The 18,294-nt window shown below is 42.2% G+C and carries 10 protein-coding genes and 1 tRNA gene; 5 read left to right on the top strand and 6 right to left on the bottom strand.

Features of this window, described 5'->3' with window-relative positions; translation table 11 throughout:
- Positions 1 to 274 precede the first annotated feature (274 nt).
- The 5 genes from QSE00_RS22340 to QSE00_RS22325 form a co-directional block, all read right to left on the bottom strand.
- Positions 275 to 1,591, bottom strand: coding sequence for a site-specific integrase (locus tag QSE00_RS22340; protein WP_286107571.1), 1,317 nt, complete (start codon positions 1,589 to 1,591; stop codon positions 275 to 277).
- Positions 1,592 to 1,818: 227 nt separating this feature from the next.
- Positions 1,819 to 1,893: transfer RNA gene (locus QSE00_RS22335), tRNA-Pro, on the bottom strand.
- A gap of 86 nt (positions 1,894 to 1,979) precedes the next feature.
- Complete coding sequence (locus tag QSE00_RS25275) at positions 1,980 to 2,123, bottom strand: GIY-YIG nuclease family protein (RefSeq protein ID WP_353477491.1); 144 nt, start codon at positions 2,121 to 2,123, stop codon at positions 1,980 to 1,982.
- 23 nt (positions 2,124 to 2,146) lie between these two features.
- Positions 2,147 to 2,485, bottom strand: a complete 339-nt coding sequence (locus tag QSE00_RS22330) for a GIY-YIG nuclease family protein (RefSeq protein ID WP_286107570.1) — start codon at positions 2,483 to 2,485, stop codon at positions 2,147 to 2,149.
- Positions 2,486 to 2,776: 291 nt separating this feature from the next.
- A complete protein-coding gene (locus tag QSE00_RS22325; protein WP_286107569.1) occupies positions 2,777 to 11,167 on the bottom strand; it encodes a T9SS type B sorting domain-containing protein in 8,391 nt (2,796 codons plus the stop codon).
- Positions 11,168 to 11,302: 135 nt separating this feature from the next.
- Here QSE00_RS22325 and QSE00_RS22320 point away from each other — a divergent pair, with 135 nt between their 5' ends.
- Both QSE00_RS22320 and QSE00_RS22315 read left to right on the top strand, forming a co-directional pair.
- Positions 11,303 to 12,424 (top strand): PQQ-dependent sugar dehydrogenase, encoded by a 1,122-nt coding sequence (locus QSE00_RS22320; RefSeq protein WP_286107568.1) that lies wholly within the window; start codon positions 11,303 to 11,305, stop codon positions 12,422 to 12,424.
- 39 nt (positions 12,425 to 12,463) lie between these two features.
- Complete coding sequence (locus tag QSE00_RS22315) at positions 12,464 to 12,868, top strand: c-type cytochrome (protein WP_110355861.1); 405 nt, start codon at positions 12,464 to 12,466, stop codon at positions 12,866 to 12,868.
- A 1-nt stretch (position 12,869) separates the two neighbouring features.
- Here the strand turns inward: QSE00_RS22315 and QSE00_RS22310 are convergent, their stop codons facing one another.
- Positions 12,870 to 13,685, bottom strand: a complete 816-nt coding sequence (locus QSE00_RS22310; protein WP_286107567.1) for an N-acetylmuramic acid 6-phosphate etherase — start codon at positions 13,683 to 13,685, stop codon at positions 12,870 to 12,872.
- A 193-nt stretch (positions 13,686 to 13,878) separates the two neighbouring features.
- On the opposite strand from QSE00_RS22310, the gene QSE00_RS22305 reads away from it, so the two are divergent.
- From QSE00_RS22305 to QSE00_RS22295, 3 genes are all read left to right on the top strand, one after another.
- A complete protein-coding gene (locus QSE00_RS22305; protein WP_286107566.1) occupies positions 13,879 to 15,393 on the top strand; it encodes a glycoside hydrolase family 10 protein in 1,515 nt (504 codons plus the stop codon).
- A 71-nt stretch (positions 15,394 to 15,464) separates the two neighbouring features.
- Positions 15,465 to 16,739, top strand: a complete 1,275-nt coding sequence (locus QSE00_RS22300) for an MFS transporter (protein ID WP_286107565.1) — start codon at positions 15,465 to 15,467, stop codon at positions 16,737 to 16,739.
- The gene (locus QSE00_RS22295) at positions 16,729 to 18,294 is read left to right on the top strand and encodes a glycoside hydrolase family 3 protein (protein ID WP_286107564.1); all 1,566 of its coding nucleotides are present in this window, start codon (positions 16,729 to 16,731) and stop codon (positions 18,292 to 18,294) included. Before QSE00_RS22300 ends, QSE00_RS22295 begins: the two co-directional genes overlap by 11 nt.

Here is an 18,294-nt window from a genome sequence, read left to right as displayed (position 1 = left end):
CCTGGACAACCTTCCCGAAAACATACAACAAATGGTGCTCCGGGCAAGAGCGGAAGGAAAAGATATTGAATTCACTACAGAATATGAAGATCAATAACTAGTGTAGTTGCTCGGATGGATACGTTAGGTGCAGTAGAATGACAGAATTCGACCTGTGGCCTTACGCTTTTTGTAGCCTTACCCTTTTTAGGAAATACCGCATTTCACCATAAGCACCTTGCGCCCTAATTCGATTTTAATTAACGCTTATCAGTCCGAACACTATAAAATCGAATTAGGATCCATGCGCAGTTAAGTTATGGTAAGATTTGGGATCTTTTGTTCTTACTCCTTGCCTCCCTTTTCTCTCTTTCTTTTCAAAAGCTCTGTGGTTCTCCCTTTCCTTAAACCTTAGCAAAAGGTTACCAATATCCTCGCTTATCTTGGTTTCCACTACCCTAGCATATATCTGGGTAGTCGATAGCTTGGTATGGCCCAAAAGCTTTGAGACCGTTTCAATGGGTACCCCATTGGACAGCATTACCGTGGTAGCAAAGGTATGCCTGGCCACATGGAAGGTAATATTCTTACGGACTCCGCATGCCCCTGCTATTTCCTTGAGATAGGTATTCACCTTCTGGTTGGAGCATATAGGAAGCAATCCATGGTGGGTAGGGTAATCCCTATACTTTTCCAAAATATCCCATGCTTGGGGAAGAATAGGTATTTTGACCAGCTCGTCCGTTTTTTCCCGTTTGGTATAGATCCAATTCCTATCATCTATCCCCTTGGTGATCTTTTCCCTTGTAAGCTCCTTTACATCCACATAGGAAAGTCCGGTATAGCAGGAAAATACAAAACAGTCCTTTACATGCTGCAATCGGTCCTGCTTGAATTCCGTTTCCTCTATCAGCCTTAATTCCCTTTGGGTCAGGAACACCCGGTCGAATTTGTTGAACTTCAATTGAAACCTATCAAAAGGATTTTTATTTACCCATTCCAGTTTCACGGCAAGGTTCACCATCTTCTTGAACCGTTCCAAATGTTTCATAACTCCATTATTGTTAAGGCACAGCTGTTTCTTTTTGTCCGTGCACCTCCTTAAATAATGTTCTAGGTCCAGTATAAAACGATAGTTGAGCTGCTTCAGGTGGATATCCTCCTGTTTGTACTTGCTCTTTAAAAACCGTTTTAGGTATTTTTCCGTTGTATAGTAGTTCTTCATGGTGCCAGGCTTCAGGACATGGACCATGTTCCCGTTGTGGTATTCGATAAGGTCCATCAAAGTCCTGCTTACCTTATCTTCACCCAGAAAACGCATTTTTATGGCGTTGGAGGACACGATCTTGTCCTCTTGGACAAGTTGGCCGTGGCACTGCAGAAGTTTGGCCTGGACCTGGTCCAGATAGGCATTAAGGTTACGGATATCTTCCGACCTGCCCTTGCCCCTGCCCTTGATGCAGTCCCATTGGCCCGCATCGATATTTCGCTTTAAACTGATCTCCGCACGTTTGCCCAAAATGGTGATACGTACATAAATGGATAGAAGGTTTGCTACACTTCTTGATTTTCTCGTAAAAAAGATTACCGTAAAGGTCTGGTTTGTTTTCATTTGAAACGGCTTTAGTTAGACAATGATCACTAAGGAAAAAAGTCAAATACTACCCTAAAGTTCTTTCAAGTTATTACAATTTCAGTGAACCGTTGCACACCGAATTGCACACCGAATTAGGTGTGCACATATGATATCATTTGATATCAAAGAAAATGTGTAAAAACAAAAAACACTGAAAATCAATTGATTAACAGTGTTTTTACTACTACCTATTTCTAGGTTCGTCGGGGTGGCAGGATTCGAACCTGCGACCTCCGCGTCCCAAACGCGGCGCGATAACCGGGCTACGCTACACCCCGAAATGGTCATCTATAAAACGTTTTGCTCCTCTCTTTTTTATTTTACGCTCCAAGACCAATGCCTCAGATCGTGATAAAACTTCAATTTACAAAATTAATTTCCAAGGCGTCCCACTCTTAGTAAAAGGAACTACCCCTTGATTATGTCTTTTTAATCTTCTTTCAATATCAGCAGTTTGACCTACGTAATATTTTGAACGTTTCTCGCTATATAAAATATAAACGAACATATGTACTATCTTTCTTCGGGTGGTCACGCCCAAAGCGTGACGACCTCCGCGTCCCAAACGCGGCGCGATAACAATGCCTTGGGCTTTGCAAGCCGGGCCAGACCTGCCACGCCATCAGCGTGGTACACCCCGAAATGGTCATCTATAAAACGTTTTGCTCCTCTCTTTTTTATTTTACGCTCCAAGACCAATGCCTCAGATCGTGATAAAACTTCAATTTGCAAAATTAATTTCCAAGGCGTCCCACTCTTAATAAAAGGAACTACTCCTTGATTATGTCTTTTTAATCTTCTTTCAATATCAGCAGTTTGACCTACGTAATATTTTGAACGTTTCTCGCTATATAAAATATAAACGAACATATGTACTATCTTTCTTCGGGTGGTCACGCCCAAAGCGTGACGACCTCCGCGTCCCAAACGCGGCGCGATAACAATGCCTTTGGCTTTGCAAGCCGGGCCACACCTGCCACGCCATCAGCGTGGTACACCAAGAACATTTAATAGAACCGAATATTTCAATGGGAAAATTCAATCCTATTTTTTGGGACTGCAAATATAGCATAATCCTTGGAAATAAAAAGATATGTTACATAAAAAAGGACACTAATATTTTTAGTGCCCTTTTCATGGAAAATACAGGTAATAATTCCGTTATCTATACAGGGTGAAGTGGCCCATAAACTGCTGCTTATCCTCGTCATTGGCATTCACTTCATACCAATAATCCCCAGAAGGTAAGGCTTTGCCATCATAATTACCATCCCACCCGGATACCTGGTCCAAAATAGCCACTACCCTACCATATCGGTCATAAATCTTAACCTCCAAATTAGGGAAATAGTCCCTATTGTCGGGAAACCACTCATCATTCATATTATCTCCATTCGGAGTAAAGAAATTTGGTACTACCAACATACCCGTAAATTTAAACGGAATGGATATTGTAGCCTCGCAACCCATACGATCTACAACTCTCACCGTAACATTGGTATCTTGGTTGGACAAAAACACATTTACTGCACCATATGAGTCCCCTTGGAAAAAATATTCGTAATCGCCAAAGCCTCCAGTCGCTGTTGCAGTAACCTCATTTGGACCTGTTTTTATGGCTGTCAAAGTCAATGGTTCATACGCATCCACAGTAAAGTCAACTGAAGTAGCACAACCATTTTCATGATATATGTAAACAGTATGATCGCCTGCCGGCAAATCTCCAAAAACAGTTTGGGTATTGGCCAAGGTCATATCGTCCACATCCAAGGAAAAGAGCAATCTAGGCATTAAACTAGTATCCGTCATTCGAATGGTAACCGTGCTATTTGGGAATATTCCCTCACAACCGTATTCTACAACAGGCTCTGCACTTAGGTCAACACCTATCATAATGGGGACAACAACATTTGTTTCACACCCCATAGCATCCCGAATGAAGACCACATAGGTTTCACCGCCCATTAAATTATCAAAAAACAAGGTATCGTTTCTCTCAAATACTTCATCTCCAACAGAGTTTGGCCCAATAATCCTTGTCTCATAATATTCCACTCCGGTAAGTATGTCCACAAAGGGTGTACCACCCATCATGGTCAACTGTGCAGAACCATCAGCTGCATTGATACAGGTCTCCGGAGTGGTATCTACATTGGCTACCACCAATTCCTCCGGCTCCGTAATGGTTACTTCCTGCAAAATATTACATCCCAACTCGTCCTGTACTATTATCTCGTAGGTTCCAGGAGGTAAATCCGTAAAAGTAAAGGAATTTGGATTCAAAGGATCTTCCCCTTCAAAGAACTCACTTAAGGTATCGGAGATGGAGAAACGAATCTTTCCTGTACCACCACTGGCTTCAATAATGACCTGACCATCTACATCCCCATAACAACTAACAGGTACCATTTCCAAACGATCCAAAATCAAAGGGTCTTTGGGAGTTATCAAAATTTCCTCGGAAATAGCAGTACATCCCAAACTAGTGGCATAGACATAATACGATCCCGGTGGCAAATCCCTAAATATACCCGAGCTTTGAGCTCCCCTCACAATATCAGCTGCAACAGGGGGCCTTGGAACTCCAGGGGTTCCACTATCCAATACATTGTTTACCAACGTATAAATGTAGTTCCCTACCCCTCCAAAAGCCTCAGATCTCACAATACCGGTGGGTTGTCCTGCACATTTAATATTGGCATCTACCAGATCAAGGGCTATAACCAATGGTAAAGCAGGATCAAGGTTAATTTCATTCGATTTCTGTTCTGGACAACCATTGCCATTTTGTACATCAAATTGATAAGGACCTGGATTAAGATTTACATCGGGTATAATAATCTCAGTGGTAATTACATCAATTCCACCAAAAGAAACAAAAGGATCAGTAGTACCCGACCTACGATAGAAATACTCCATTCCAGCAACTGGATTTGCAATAGTCAATTCCATACGGCCCTCATCCCCACAACCAGGTGCCAAAGTCTCCACAAGATCGGCATCTACGGGCAATGGATCTTGGATAAAGACCGGTAGGGTAGTAAAACTACATCCCCAACCGTCATAGACCACTATAGTATAATTTCCTGTTGGAAGGTTAGGGAATACAGCAGACTCCTGTAAACCACTGGTATTTACAATATTGCCCAATGCATCCAACCTATTCAACTGGAATAGATATTCCTCGCCATCCCCATTAGTATCCTCACCACCGCTTACATTGTAAGCTTCAATTATTCCGTCATTTGATCCAGGGCAGAGTAAAGGCTGTACAATTCTAATATCGGCAGCAATCGGTACAGGTGGACTAATGATGAAATCCTCCATTACCACACACCCTCCAGAGTCACGAATACCTACACGATATGTACCGCTTATTAAATCGCTGAATACGTTATTGACAGAAAAGGAAGCAATCATAAGATAAGTCCCAGGAGCAGTTTCCAATTCCAACTGATATTCATAGCCTCCCCAGCCGCCATCGCCCGAAACCGTAATTTCACCCCTACCCGGGATAAAACAAGTTACATCCGCAGTTTGGGCCGGAGTGGGATCCAAAGGTCTATCAGGCCCGTGTACCGTTGTTGTGTTACTAACGGTATCACAAAATGGACTATCTACAGCCTCTACCCTCACCAATAAGTTCCCAGCGGGTACGCCTGTAATTATTTCAGGGGTATTTATAGGATTGGTCGTATCGAAACTACCGGTAACCCCTGTGCTGGTTTCAACACCTGAGGCATCACGGGAAAATACTTCATAGTTATAAATACCGGTATAATTATTTAGTTCAATACTAATTTCCCCATCAGATCCATTAAAACAAGTTACTGGTTTCACCTCATTAATAACAGCCTCTATAAGGTTGTAGTCCGGAACATTATAAGTTGGCGTAACAAATAAACAGCCACCGTTTGCAATATCCCTCACGGCAAATATATAGTCTCCCGGTGTATCCAAATCCCAAACAATCCTATCGGCCCCACCGGTGAGTCGCTCTGGCTGTGAACCCAAAGGCAATATTTCAATGCCATAGTTTCCTGGCCCTTGGTCTATAATTATCTCTACATTACTTGCCATTACACCAGATCCCGAAGCATCGCAGGTAATAGGGTTAAGTTCGTTAAAGCTGAAGCTTAGCCCGGACGGGGGAGTCAAATTGACCGTGTCGGTAATTTCACAACCATTGTCATCCCTTATGGTTACAATGATAGTTTGGGGACCACCATTATCAATAATCTCAAAGGTATTACTACTCTGGAAATTGGTTCCATCAAATACGGCAGTTCCATCATTTATACTGTAAGTGTATGGACCCGTACCTGTCAATGTACCAGATCCGTCGCCATTGGTATCGGTATAAGCTGTAATTATTGTTGTATTAAAAGTATTGCTGGACGGATTACAGGTAAATGGTGGTGCTGTTGCCACTCCCATTAATGCCGTCGGTTCCAAAATATTAGCAGGTACACGCGGCGATGTACACCCTCTGCTGGACACTACCTCAACCTCATAGGTGTCAGCCGTCAAATTATCGAAAATTGCATCGGCCTGACTCGTAACCAAACCTCCTCCACTGTCATACAAATTATAAACAAAAGGTCCGTCCGTAGCCGAAGCCGCTACCAAATCCACCGAAATACTGCCATCGGCACTTCCGAAACACGAAATGTCCTCGGTTAATATTGAATCAATAATTGGCTGATCTACCGTAATAATTTCTACTACCGCGGTATCCTCACATAACGGTGTAGTATTAGAACTTCTATCCGTTACGGTAATGGTATAATTCCCAGGAGGTAAGGCGGTAAACACTGGATCGTCCGATTGATTTACCACGAAACCGGCACCATCGTCCAAAACATAATCAAAATCCCCGCTACCACCTGAAGTTACAACGGTAATAGAACCATCTGCATTATTACAGGAAGGCTCCGCCGTTGCACTGGCGGTTATGGAAAAAAAGTCGAACACCTCAAAAGTATTGGTTGCAGTACACCCGTTACCATCCCTTACCGTCATAGTATAAGTCCCTGGATTGGGGACAATGAAAAGCGGGCTATCTTGAAATCCGTTGCCCATATCGTATTGAAAAGTAGTTTCCGGGGCCGGCCCACTGTTTAGTGGCGAGGTAACTTCTACATTATAGGAGGCCACTACAAAACACTGATTGGTAACATCAATAGCAGGTACCGCAGCTCCAGGATCTTCTGAAATGGTCACAGTTGTGAAAGAACTACAACCACTGGCATCCTGTACATATATATCATAATCTCCTGGAGACAGATCATAGTCCGTTGTTGCCGAATAAGCCCCGACTGGCGTTGTGGTAGGTACCACTGAAAATTGGTAAGGCCCTGTTCCCCCTACACCCCGTATCACCAAATGACCATCCGGATCAATACAATTGGCATTGGTATTACTATCTATGCTAACGCTTGGAATATCTTGAACTATGGATACCAATGCCTCACCCACACATCCACTGGTTAGGTCTTCGGCGAAGATCTGATAATTACCAGGGTTAAGAGCTGTTAGATCAGGATATGGTCCGGCAGATGGCATAATTGTAGGTGCCAAAATTAGATTTCCTGTATCGGTATCATATACTGTGATTTCTACGTTGACCCCAGAGGTACCGGTAACGTTATAGGAAATGGTTCCATTACCGGCAACATCACACGAAGCGGAAGTTGCGGTAGCATTTACAGTTAATGAAGGTCCTGGAATAGGATCTATCTGTTCAACATACCTACAACCCAAAGCATCAATAACTTCAACAAAATATGTTACTCCATATTGAATCTGTCCGGTAAAATCATGGGTATCCCCATCAATATTGGGCGCCCCCAAGGCTCCTCCAACCAAACCAATTTGATATGCAGGTGTTCCTCCTACAATATCTACAATATATGTAAAAGTAGTAGTACAATCTTGTGGGTCTGTTGTTGAAACAGGCACCAAATCGATTGTATTTTGATCAATGACTACCTCATCACGATCTTCACAACCGGCGGCATCATTTGTAATTACGGTATATGATCCCTGTGGCAGATTCGGAAAGTTTTCGGAGGTACTGGCTGTTGGACCAATGGTATTAAGAACAACTCCTGCGGCATTCACCAATGTATAGGTATAAGGTGATACGCCATTGGCAATTGCCGTAACATCTATAGACCCAAAAGTTGCCACCCCCGAACAAACTGCATCATTTGGCACCACTGTGGCGTCCACCCCAGGATCTGGTGCTCCAATCGTAAAATCAACATCTATAAAACACCCTCTGCTATCCCTAACATAATAGGTATAATTTCCTGGTGAAAGGTTCCCATAAACAGCTTGATTGGTATATGTAATACCATCAATACTATAGGCGTACGGAGCTACCCCTACCGTAGTATCAGGTAACAATTGCACTATCCCGGTATTGGGGTCATTACAACGTGGGTTGGTAACATCGGCGGTTGCCGCTATTATATCAGTTGGGCTTATGGTAACCACATTGGTTTCCACCACACAACCATTACCGTCCGTAATTTGGAACTGGTAAGTACCGTCACTTGGAGTTGTATAAATAAAACTACTTCCTGCAATAGGTGTAGTAGGTCCATATGCCCCTCCATTAAAACTGACTGCATAATTGGCATAGGGTGGATTTCCATTTCCGATATTGACTCGGATATCCGCATCACCTGCACCAGGTACCAGGCTACAAGTAAGTTCTTTTTGTATACTGACCGTAGAAGTAGTCTGTGCCCTTATATTCCTAACCACCGAATCCATACATTTATTTCCATCCCTAACCTCAACAGTATGGTTGCCAGGGTTAAGACCACTAAAACTTGCACTGGCACCACCTGCTGCCCAAGGCCCATTGTCTATTCGGTATTCATAGTTCCCATCTCCTCCACTGGCATTGACCACCATGGTAGTGGCATTGGTACTATCAAAACAAAAATCAGAGGCTCCAGTGTCCAATACCAATGTTGGTGCTGTTAACATGGTAAATGTATAGCTAGCTGAAGCGGTGCAACCACCGCCATCTTCCACACTTATGGTGTATGGTCCTGAATCATCTGTTAAACCTGTGAAATTTGGATTGCTCCTAGGGCCTACAGTACTTCCGTTAGGCCGGGTAAGAGTATATTGAAATCCGCCCCACCCGCCGGAGGCATTCCCGTTAACAGCACCCCTATTGTTATTCTGACAACTCATATCCGTCCATATGGGAGCTATGGTCAAGGATGATGATGGCTCCGAAATAGTCAAGGTTGCCGTATCAACGCAATTGGTATCTTCATCCGTTACCGTTATAGTATAGGAACCAGCACTTAATCCACTTACAGAAACTATGTTGGAAGTCTGGCCGGTAACTACAGGATCGGCATCTATTTGATACGCATAGGTACCGCTAAATCCGTCCACTATAAAACGGCCTGCCCCATCGCTATCGCCAAAACAGGTGACATTGGTCAGCAACTGACTTGTAACCCCAATAGAACTTATATCGGTTATAGCGAAACTTTCTGTAAAACTACAACCAGCAGAATCGGTTACCCTAAAGGTATAACTACCAAGCCCTAAGCCGGTAAAGGTGTTGGATCCACCATTATTTACACTTGTCGGGGCTATAATTTCATAGGTACTTATAGCCGTGCCACCTGTTACCGCAAGGGAAACGGATGCCGTACCTGTGGCACAATCTATACTGGATACCGCAAAATCGATATCCGTAGGTTTATCCAACGGATTAAAAACAATGGCCGGTAAGGTGGTAACACAGCCATTCGCATCCCGTATCTGAGGGGAATAGGTTCCTGCAGAAATACCATTAAAGACCGTATTGTTCAGAATGAAGCCAGATCCAATACTGTACTCATATGGACCTACACCTCCGCTAACTCCTGTAAAAGTAATCTGCCCCCCACTTTCGTTTAAACAACTTGGGGTTTGGGTGGCGTTGGCACTTCCTAAAATAGTTGAAGGGGTCGCTATAGTCCTACTAACCGCCGGTGTGGTACATGAAAAAGTATCTTGTTGATACCTTATTACTATATCATAGTTCCCTGGTGCCAAATTGGAAAACACATTACTGTTCTGAAACGTACCACCATTATTAATACTGTACTCCAGATTATAACCATTACTATTCGTTACATTTACAGTAATACTACCATTATTGGATCCTCCACAGTTGGCGTCTATAGAACTAATATTATATACTGGGGGTGGAATATTCTCAACATCCACAACAGCATTTTTAGTACACCCATTGTCATCCCTTACCACTATATTATACGTACCGGGACTATTTACCGTATGTGTGGTGGAAGTAGCAAAACTTCCTCCGAAGGCTCCTCCATTAACACTATATTCATACGGTCCCGTACCACCACTTGCATCAATGGTAATATCCACAGAAGTAGCACCACAGCCAAAACTGTCTGTGGCAAAGGCCGTAGCATCTACAGGAACAAGTCCTGCACCTATGGTAATTGGATTGCCATCAATAGTACTAATGGTTTGGGTACAACTGCTGCCCGCCTGAACAGATACCGAATAGGTACCGGCCCCGAGATTATTAAAGGTATGTGTGTTAGAACCATTTGGTCCAAAGGTGTTCATGGTAACACCATTTCTAATTAACCTATAACTATAAAATCCGGGTACCCCAGAAATGTCGATGCTAATACTTCCCTTATCACCACTACAGATGATATCTACCTTGGAAACATCTACCGTCATATCCACTGCACTTATGGTTACGGTTTGGGATGGAAAAACACAGGCACTTGGGGAAGCATTTTTTAAGCGAGTATATACCTGATAATTACCAGGTGTAGTTATATCAAAATACGGATTGTCCTGATAAGGGCCTGCAGCAGAATTAAGGCTGTATTCGTAGCCGGCAGGAACATTGGTAACCTCTACCCTACCTGGATTTCCACAGATAATGTTTTGGGTACTAAGTTGGGGGTTCAATGGGTTTGAAGAAACCCTAAAGTAATAAAAGGCCCCGGATCCTACCCTTACACGATATTCTCCCGCAACAGCGGGATCACTGGCATCAAGGAAATATGTCGCACTTGTTACTGCCGGCCCATAACAACTATTATCCTTCACAGGGCAGGTATCCGTTCCAACAAAAACACAGCTGGCAGAAAGTTTCTGCCAGGTAATGGTGCCAGAACCACTTACTGAAATAGTTCTATCATCACCAGTTCCACATAGGAAAAATTTAGCCAAAGTACTACCGTCATTGGTACAGGTTACCTCTTCATTGGCGCCATTGATGATTGTAGCGAACATCATTGGACTTGAAATAGCTTCTATTTCAGCCTCTTTGTCGGCATTTATTTTTGAATCATTTCGTACGTTATTCTCCTGACGTTCTTCAACTACCGTTTCCGTCGAATTTATATTCTCGACAGCAGATGACACATCCGCGATAAGTTCGTAAACTATCGAGTTGGCCTTCGAGGCACTAAACACAATGCTTAGTGCTAACAGAAGTAAGGCATAATAGACATGCCGTGGTTTTTTCGGGAGCATAGATTAAGTAGGTTTTACAAAATACATTTGGACTTGGGGAAGTCTAAGTATATTCTTGGTGTATTAGTTTAAACTTATATTTTATATTTATCTTTATCGTTCTAAGCTACATTATTAATTATTTAACGTTGAATTATGAAAAATAGTATCCCAATTATAATCATTGCCTTAATGTTTTTGAATTTATCTTGTGCACAACAATCTGAAAATGAGGTAAATAACATAGATAATCCACCGTTCACCACTGAGCTAATAATCGATGAACTACAACTACCGTGGGGATTTACCTTTCTTCCGGATGGTAGTATGCTCATCACGGAAAAGGCTGGTCAATTGATCCATTTTAAGGATGGCAAAAAAAATATAGTGGACAATGTTCCTCCGGTATATGTTAGGGGCCAAGGAGGGCTGTTGGATGTTGTCCTACATCCCGATTACGCCAACAATGGATGGATCTATATATCCTATGCTTCCGAAGAAGGTGATGAAAAGGGGGGGAATACGGCCATTATTAGGGCAAAGTTGAACAACAACAGCCTTACCGATACCCAATTATTGTACAAGGCCACCCCCAACACTACCAAAGGTCAGCATTTTGGTTCCAGAATCACCTTTGATGATAAGGGCTATCTATTCTTTTCCATTGGAGAACGTGGAGACCGGGACGTTAACCCCCAGGATATTACCAGGGATGGCGGTAAAATATATCGTTTAAACGCGGACGGGAGCATTCCTTCCGACAATCCTTTTGTAAACACCGAAGGGGCAAAAACTGCCATATATAGCTATGGACATAGAAACCCACAAGGTCTGATTAAAAACCCAATGACCGGGGAAATCTGGGACAACGAACACGGTCCACAGGGCGGGGATGAAATAAACATTATTGAAAAAGGAAAGAATTATGGTTGGCCGGTAATTACCTACGGTATCAACTACAGTGGCACCCCTATTACCGACAAGACCGAAATGGAAGGCATGGAGCAGCCAATACACTATTGGGTGCCATCCATAGCACCCAGTGGTATGGCTTTTGTTACCTCGGAAAAATACCCTGATTGGAAAGGTAATTTATTAATTGGCTCCCTAAAGTTTCAATACTTGGAAAGGCTTGAGCTAAAGGGCAATAAAGTTGTTTACAGAGAAAAACTAATGCCCAACTTGGGACGTATTCGGGACGTTAGACAAGCCCCGGACGGTTTCATATACGTGGCCGTGGAAGGCAAGGGAATCTATAAACTGGCACCAAAAAAATAATACTTCTTTCTCACATATCATTATCCTAAAAAGTAACACATGAAGCTTTTGCTTTTAACTTATATTTCATCTATTTCCTTGTTAACCATTTTAATGTTCCAAGACAAGGAATTGGAGGAAAGCATTGAGAGAGGTGCGGATATCTATTCTGACTTTTGTATAAACTGCCATATGGCGAATGGGGAGGGTGTTGAAAAAACATTCCCTCCATTGGCAAAATCAGATTTCTTATTAAACAAAAGGGAAGAAAGTATTAGGGGTGTAAAATACGGCCAACAAGGTTATATATTGGTAAATGGAGTAGCCTATAACAACATTATGCCCCCAATGGGATTGGAAGATGAGGAAATTGCAGATGTCATGAACTATATCCTAAACTCTTGGGGAAATAAAAGTGACAGCATAGTAACCCCTGAAGAGGTTAGTATCAATGTGAATAAATAGTTCAGCCCTTACCCGCTTCTATGGCATTCTTTACAGAACCATATTTCTTTAATAGTTTCTCGGCCTCGGTGTAACCTATTTTTAATTCCTCAACCAAATATCGGGTTCCACGATCCACCAACTTTTCATTGGTCAGTTGCATATTTACCATTTTATTGCCCTTCACCCTACCAATCCTGATCATCAAAGCTGTGGAAATCATATTGAGTACCAACTTTTGTGATGTACCACTTTTCATCCGCGTACTTCCCGTAAGAAATTCGGGCCCTACGTTTACTGCGATCGGGATTTCAACGACTTGGGTCAAGGGAGATCCTGGATTATTGGTGATACATGCGGTCAGTAATCCATGGGAAGCCGCCTCCTTTACCCCTCCAATAACATATGGGGTAGTTCCCGATGCGGCTATTCCTACCACTGTATCGTTCTTGGTTATATCATAAGCTTCCAAATCCTTCCAAGCCTGAACGGTATCATCCTCGGCATTTTCAACGGCCTTTCTAATCGCCACATCACCACCGGCAATCAGTCCAATGACATGATCATGGGACAATCCAAAAGTAGGAGGGATTTCCGAGGCATCCAATATACCCAAACGGCCACTGGTTCCGGCACCTATATAAAAAAGCCTACCACCTTTATCGAATCTTTCCTTAAGGGCATCCACCAGTTTGGTCACTTCCGGTATAACCAAGGCTACGGCATTGGCTATCAATTGGTCCTCCTTGTTCATATTCTTCAGGATGGTTGCTGTATCCATCAATTCCAGGTCCGTATAATTTGATGGTAATTCGGTTATTTTCTGGTATTTAAACATTAGTGATTTTTTTTTAATTCCTATTACAAAAATACGTCATTTGATATCAAAACAATCAAACTTGACCCAAACTATATCTGAAATAATATACCAAACCATCATAATCGACATTGGTTATTTATACCTAAATCACATAATAAAAACCTATTTTTAGTTTTTATTATGTGATTTAATCCATTTTTCACTTTAACCTATGCCTAAAAATTTTATTGCCATATTACTTGCATTAGCACTCACCTCCTGCTCGGTATTCAAACCCTCCATACCAACACCCAAACATGAATTCAGGGGGGTATGGATAGCCACCGTAGTCAATATCGATTGGCCAAAAAGCGGCCTTGACGATATTGAAAAACAGAAACTCGACTATTTAAAGATCCTTGATTTTTATAAAGATTTAAATTTTAATGCCGTAATAGTGCAAATTAGAGCCGCTGGTGACGCCTTTTATCCATCCCAGTACTCACCTTGGTCAAGATTTTTGACCGGTAATGAAGGCACTGCCCCCGAACCTTATTACGACCCATTACATTGGATGATACAGGAAGCTCATGCCAGAGGAATGGAGTTTCACGCATGGCTTAACCCTTACCGAGCCACGTTCGACGAAAAACTGGAAATCTTAAGTAAGGACCATGATTACAACCTACATCCAGATTGGATGCTGAAATACGGAAAAAAATACTATTACAATCCTGGCCTACCGGAAGTACAACAGCATTTAACAAACATAATGGGAGAAGTAGTTGCCAATTACGATGTAGATGCCGTTCACTTTGACGATTATTTTTACCCCTATAAAATAACGGATGAAACTTTTGAGGATACGGAAACCTTTTCCAAATACGCACAACCACAACAGTCCATGGAAGATTGGAGAAGAAGCAATATAGACAGTCTGGTAAAAAACGTACATAAAACCATAAAAAACATAAAGCCTTGGGTACAGTTCGGCATCAGTCCGTTCGGAGTGTGGAAAAACAACTCTACCGACCCGCGAGGATCCGATACCAAAGCGGGTCAGACCACTTATGAGGACCTGTACGCCGATCCGTTGTTATGGATGAAAATGGGTTGGATAGACTATTTGGTACCCCAGGTATACTGGAGCATGGATCTACCCGTGGCATCCCATAAAAAAATTGTGGACTGGTGGTCCAAAAACAGCCATAACACCAACCTATATATTGGCAACGGACCTTACAAAATAAGAAACAATAGTGACAAAGCTTGGGACAGGAAAAAAGAACTTCCCAACCAAATAAGATTTGCCAGGAAAAATAAAAACGTAATCGGCAATGTGTTTTTCAGTGCCAAATCCCTAATGTCCAACAAAGAGGATGTGCTCAAAATATTGAAGAAAAAATACTATAACAATATCGCTTTGCCCCCTACCTCGCCCCTTCAAAAAAATGTATTTGACAATGAGATTGTAGAAACCGAGTTTGAAGAGAAAGACGGACTTCTACATTTCAGTTTACCATCCACGGAAAGACAAAATTTAAGATATGCGCTGGTGTATCTTGCCAAAAAAGAATCAAAATTAAGTCTGGAAAACACGGATAGATTAGTGGAAAAAATACCACTTTCGGACTCCGAACATTTCAGTTTTGACAGTTCAGGATTCAAAGGAAAAAAACTTTTGGCCTTAACATTTATAAATAATTTTGGACAGGAAAGTAAACCCCAAATCATCAGAATAAATTAATGTCAAAGAAGATATAATATCTTCATGAACAACAAAATAAAATCAATTTTAGAAAATAAAAATCCAACAAAATGATTCAAAAAGACAAGTGGGCATGGGCATGGGTTCCTGTTTTATACTTCACACAAGGCATTCCATACGTACTTGTAGTTACAGTTTCGGTAATAATGTATAAAAAACTGGGTATCAGCAACTCAGATATAGGTTTATACACCAGCTGGCTTTACCTTCCATGGGTATTGAAACCCCTTTGGAGTCCGTTTGTGGACCTCAATGGCACCAAACGAAAATGGTTTTTGAGCATGCAATTAATAATTTCCCTTGCTATCTTGGGAGTGGGACTAACCATTCCTTCATCCATATTCTTTACCACTACTTTGGCCTGTTTTTGGATGGCGGCTTTTGCTTCCGCAACCAACGATATTGCATCTGACGGATATTATATGTTGGGGCTTACAGAGAAGAAACAAGCCTTCTTTGTGGGCATGCGAAGTACCTTTTACAGGTTGGCAATGATTACTGGCCAAGGACTCATTGTTATCCTTGCCGGATTTTTGGAAAACTACTACGGGGACAATACCAAGGCATGGTCCGTTACTATGATCGCCGCTGCCGTTTTAATGTTGATATTGACCATTGCCAACTTTTTTGTCACTCCAAAATATGAAACATCCGAAGCTATTGTCCATGTTAAACCTGAGGGATTTTTGGATGTATTTATTTCCTTTTTTAAGAAACCCAATATTGGAATTGCCTTGGCATTTATTTTAAGTTATCGTCTTGGAGAATCCCAGTTGGTAAAAATGGCTGCCCCCTTTTTGCTGGATAAAACTTCAGCTGGAGGATTGGAATATTCCACGGAGGCGGTCGGGACCATTTACGGAACGGTCGGAGTAATTATGTTGTCCTTGGGAGGTATCCTCGGAGGAATCTTGATTTCCAAGGATGGACTAAAAAAATGGATGCTGCCCATGGTCCTGTCTTTGAATGTACCCAATGCCATGTATGCAATTCTTGCACTGACCAAAACCACCAGTATAGTAGCTGTGGTTGCAACGGTAGTATTGGAGCAGTTTGGATATGGGTTTGGATTTGCCGCCTTTCTAATCTTCCTCATCTATATTGCCGAGGGAATTTCAAAAACCTCGCACTATGCCATTGCAACCGGTTTTATGGCCCTAGGTATGATGCTGCCCGGAATGATCAGCGGTTACATTCAGGAATGGCTCGGATATGGTGGTTTTTTTGTTTGGGTGGTTATTGCTGCCCTACCAGCCCTTTTTCTTTTAAGATTTATTAAATACCCAGCCGATTACGGCAAAAAGACGAATACCGATGTTATTTAATATAGACTCATACAAAACGGCAACCAACACGCTTTCCCTAAGGGAAAAACTTGGGCAACTATTTATGCCTGCCGCCTTCATCAATGATAAGGAGGAGGAGATTCGGGAATTGGAAAACCTTATTGCCGAACAGCATGTAGGTGGACTCTGTTTTTTTCATAGCAGGGCCAGTGCCGCCACTAATTTTGAAGGCAAAAAGAGAATCGTATATAACGAACAAAGCCTTTCCACCCTTAAAACCCTTATACAACGCTATCAAAAAGCGGCAAAATATCCATTGCTCATATGTATTGATGCGGAATGGGGATTGGCCATGCGCATAGAAAACACTCCCCAATACCCCTATGCTATAACGCTAGGGGCCATTCAAGACAACGATGAGCTTATTTTTAAAGTGGGACAACAAATAGCCCGCGACTGCAAGGAAGCCGGTATACATTGGAATTTGGCCCCAGTGGTAGACATCAACAACAATCCCAATAATCCAGTAATTGGTTACCGCTCTTTTGGCGAGGATAAATTAAACGTTACCAAAAAAGCAATTGCCTTTATCAAAGGAGCTAAAAGTGTAGGTGTTTTAAGCTGCATCAAACATTTCCCAGGACATGGGGATACCGCAACCGATTCCCACCTTGGCTTACCAATCATTAAAAAATCCAAGGAAGCCCTGATGGAAAACGAACTCTATCCCTTTAGCGAGATCATAAAAAATGGAGTGGATAGCGTTATGGTCGGTCATTTATCCGTTCCCTCTTTGGATAACGGAGAAGGCGTACCGGCCACCATTTCCAAAACCATAATTAAGGGACTCTTACGCCAAGAGCTGAATTTTAACGGTGTGGTCATCTCCGATGCCTTGAACATGCACAGCGTTAGCAAAATGTTCCCCGAAAAAGGGCAACTGGAATGGCAGGCTTTCGACGCTGGCAACGATATCCTTTGTTTTGCAGAGAACACGGTGGAAGGAATTCTAAAAATATTGGAAAATGCAGACCCTGCTGAAATAGAAGTTCGATTTAAACGGATATGGAGATTAAAGGAGCATGCCTTCACGCCCCCCGAACCAATTGACTTTGGCACGGAAGCTCCCACTGCCCTAAATAAAAGATTGGCCAGGGAGAGCATCACCTTATTTACCGGTAGTGAGAGCCTTGTACATACATTTAAAAATGATGGTTTTTCCTGTCTTGTCTTTGGGGAACCAGCCAATCAAATATTTGCAGAAAAGGTAGCCAAAATAGCCCGTGAAGGACCTCAAAATAAGAATAACATTTTAATAGCCCTTTACCCACCAAAAGTAAAACCCCAGAACAATTTTGACCTCAAAACCGAAGAACTGGAGTTGCTTCGGCAATTGCTAAAAATAAAAAAAGTTGTTCTATATGTGTTTGGAAACCCTTATGTGCTCAACCTCATCAATTATAAATCGGCCGAAGCCATAGTATTGGGTTATCAAAATTTTTCGGAATTTCAGGATATGGCCTTTGCCCATTTCATGGGAAATCAAAAAGCAAAGGGAGGCCTAGCTGTTTCTCTCAACCCTAAAAAGAATTAA

The organism is Arenibacter flavimaris (assembly GCF_030291335.1).
GTDB lineage: Bacteria > Bacteroidota > Bacteroidia > Flavobacteriales > Flavobacteriaceae > Arenibacter.
Note: the sequence above shows the minus strand (reverse complement) of the source record. Positions and strands in the feature narration are given on the sequence as shown.

What these genes read in the sequence shown, in the direction of transcription:
- QSE00_RS22340 (WP_286107571.1), bottom strand. Translation starts at nt 1,591, where the DNA reads ATGAAAACAAACCAGACCTTTACGGTAATCTTTTTTACGAGAAAATCA.
- QSE00_RS25275 (WP_353477491.1), bottom strand. Translation starts at nt 2,123, where the DNA reads ATGTTCGTTTATATTTTATATAGCGAGAAACGTTCAAAATATTACGTA.
- QSE00_RS22330 (WP_286107570.1), bottom strand. Translation starts at nt 2,485, where the DNA reads ATGTTCGTTTATATTTTATATAGCGAGAAACGTTCAAAATATTACGTA.
- QSE00_RS22325 (WP_286107569.1), bottom strand. Translation starts at nt 11,167, where the DNA reads ATGCTCCCGAAAAAACCACGGCATGTCTATTATGCCTTACTTCTGTTA.
- QSE00_RS22320 (WP_286107568.1), top strand. Translation starts at nt 11,303, where the DNA reads ATGAAAAATAGTATCCCAATTATAATCATTGCCTTAATGTTTTTGAAT.
- QSE00_RS22315 (WP_110355861.1), top strand. Translation starts at nt 12,464, where the DNA reads ATGAAGCTTTTGCTTTTAACTTATATTTCATCTATTTCCTTGTTAACC.
- QSE00_RS22310 (WP_286107567.1), bottom strand. Translation starts at nt 13,685, where the DNA reads ATGTTTAAATACCAGAAAATAACCGAATTACCATCAAATTATACGGAC.
- QSE00_RS22305 (WP_286107566.1), top strand. Translation starts at nt 13,879, where the DNA reads ATGCCTAAAAATTTTATTGCCATATTACTTGCATTAGCACTCACCTCC.
- QSE00_RS22300 (WP_286107565.1), top strand. Translation starts at nt 15,465, where the DNA reads ATGATTCAAAAAGACAAGTGGGCATGGGCATGGGTTCCTGTTTTATAC.
- QSE00_RS22295 (WP_286107564.1), top strand. Translation starts at nt 16,729, where the DNA reads ATGTTATTTAATATAGACTCATACAAAACGGCAACCAACACGCTTTCC.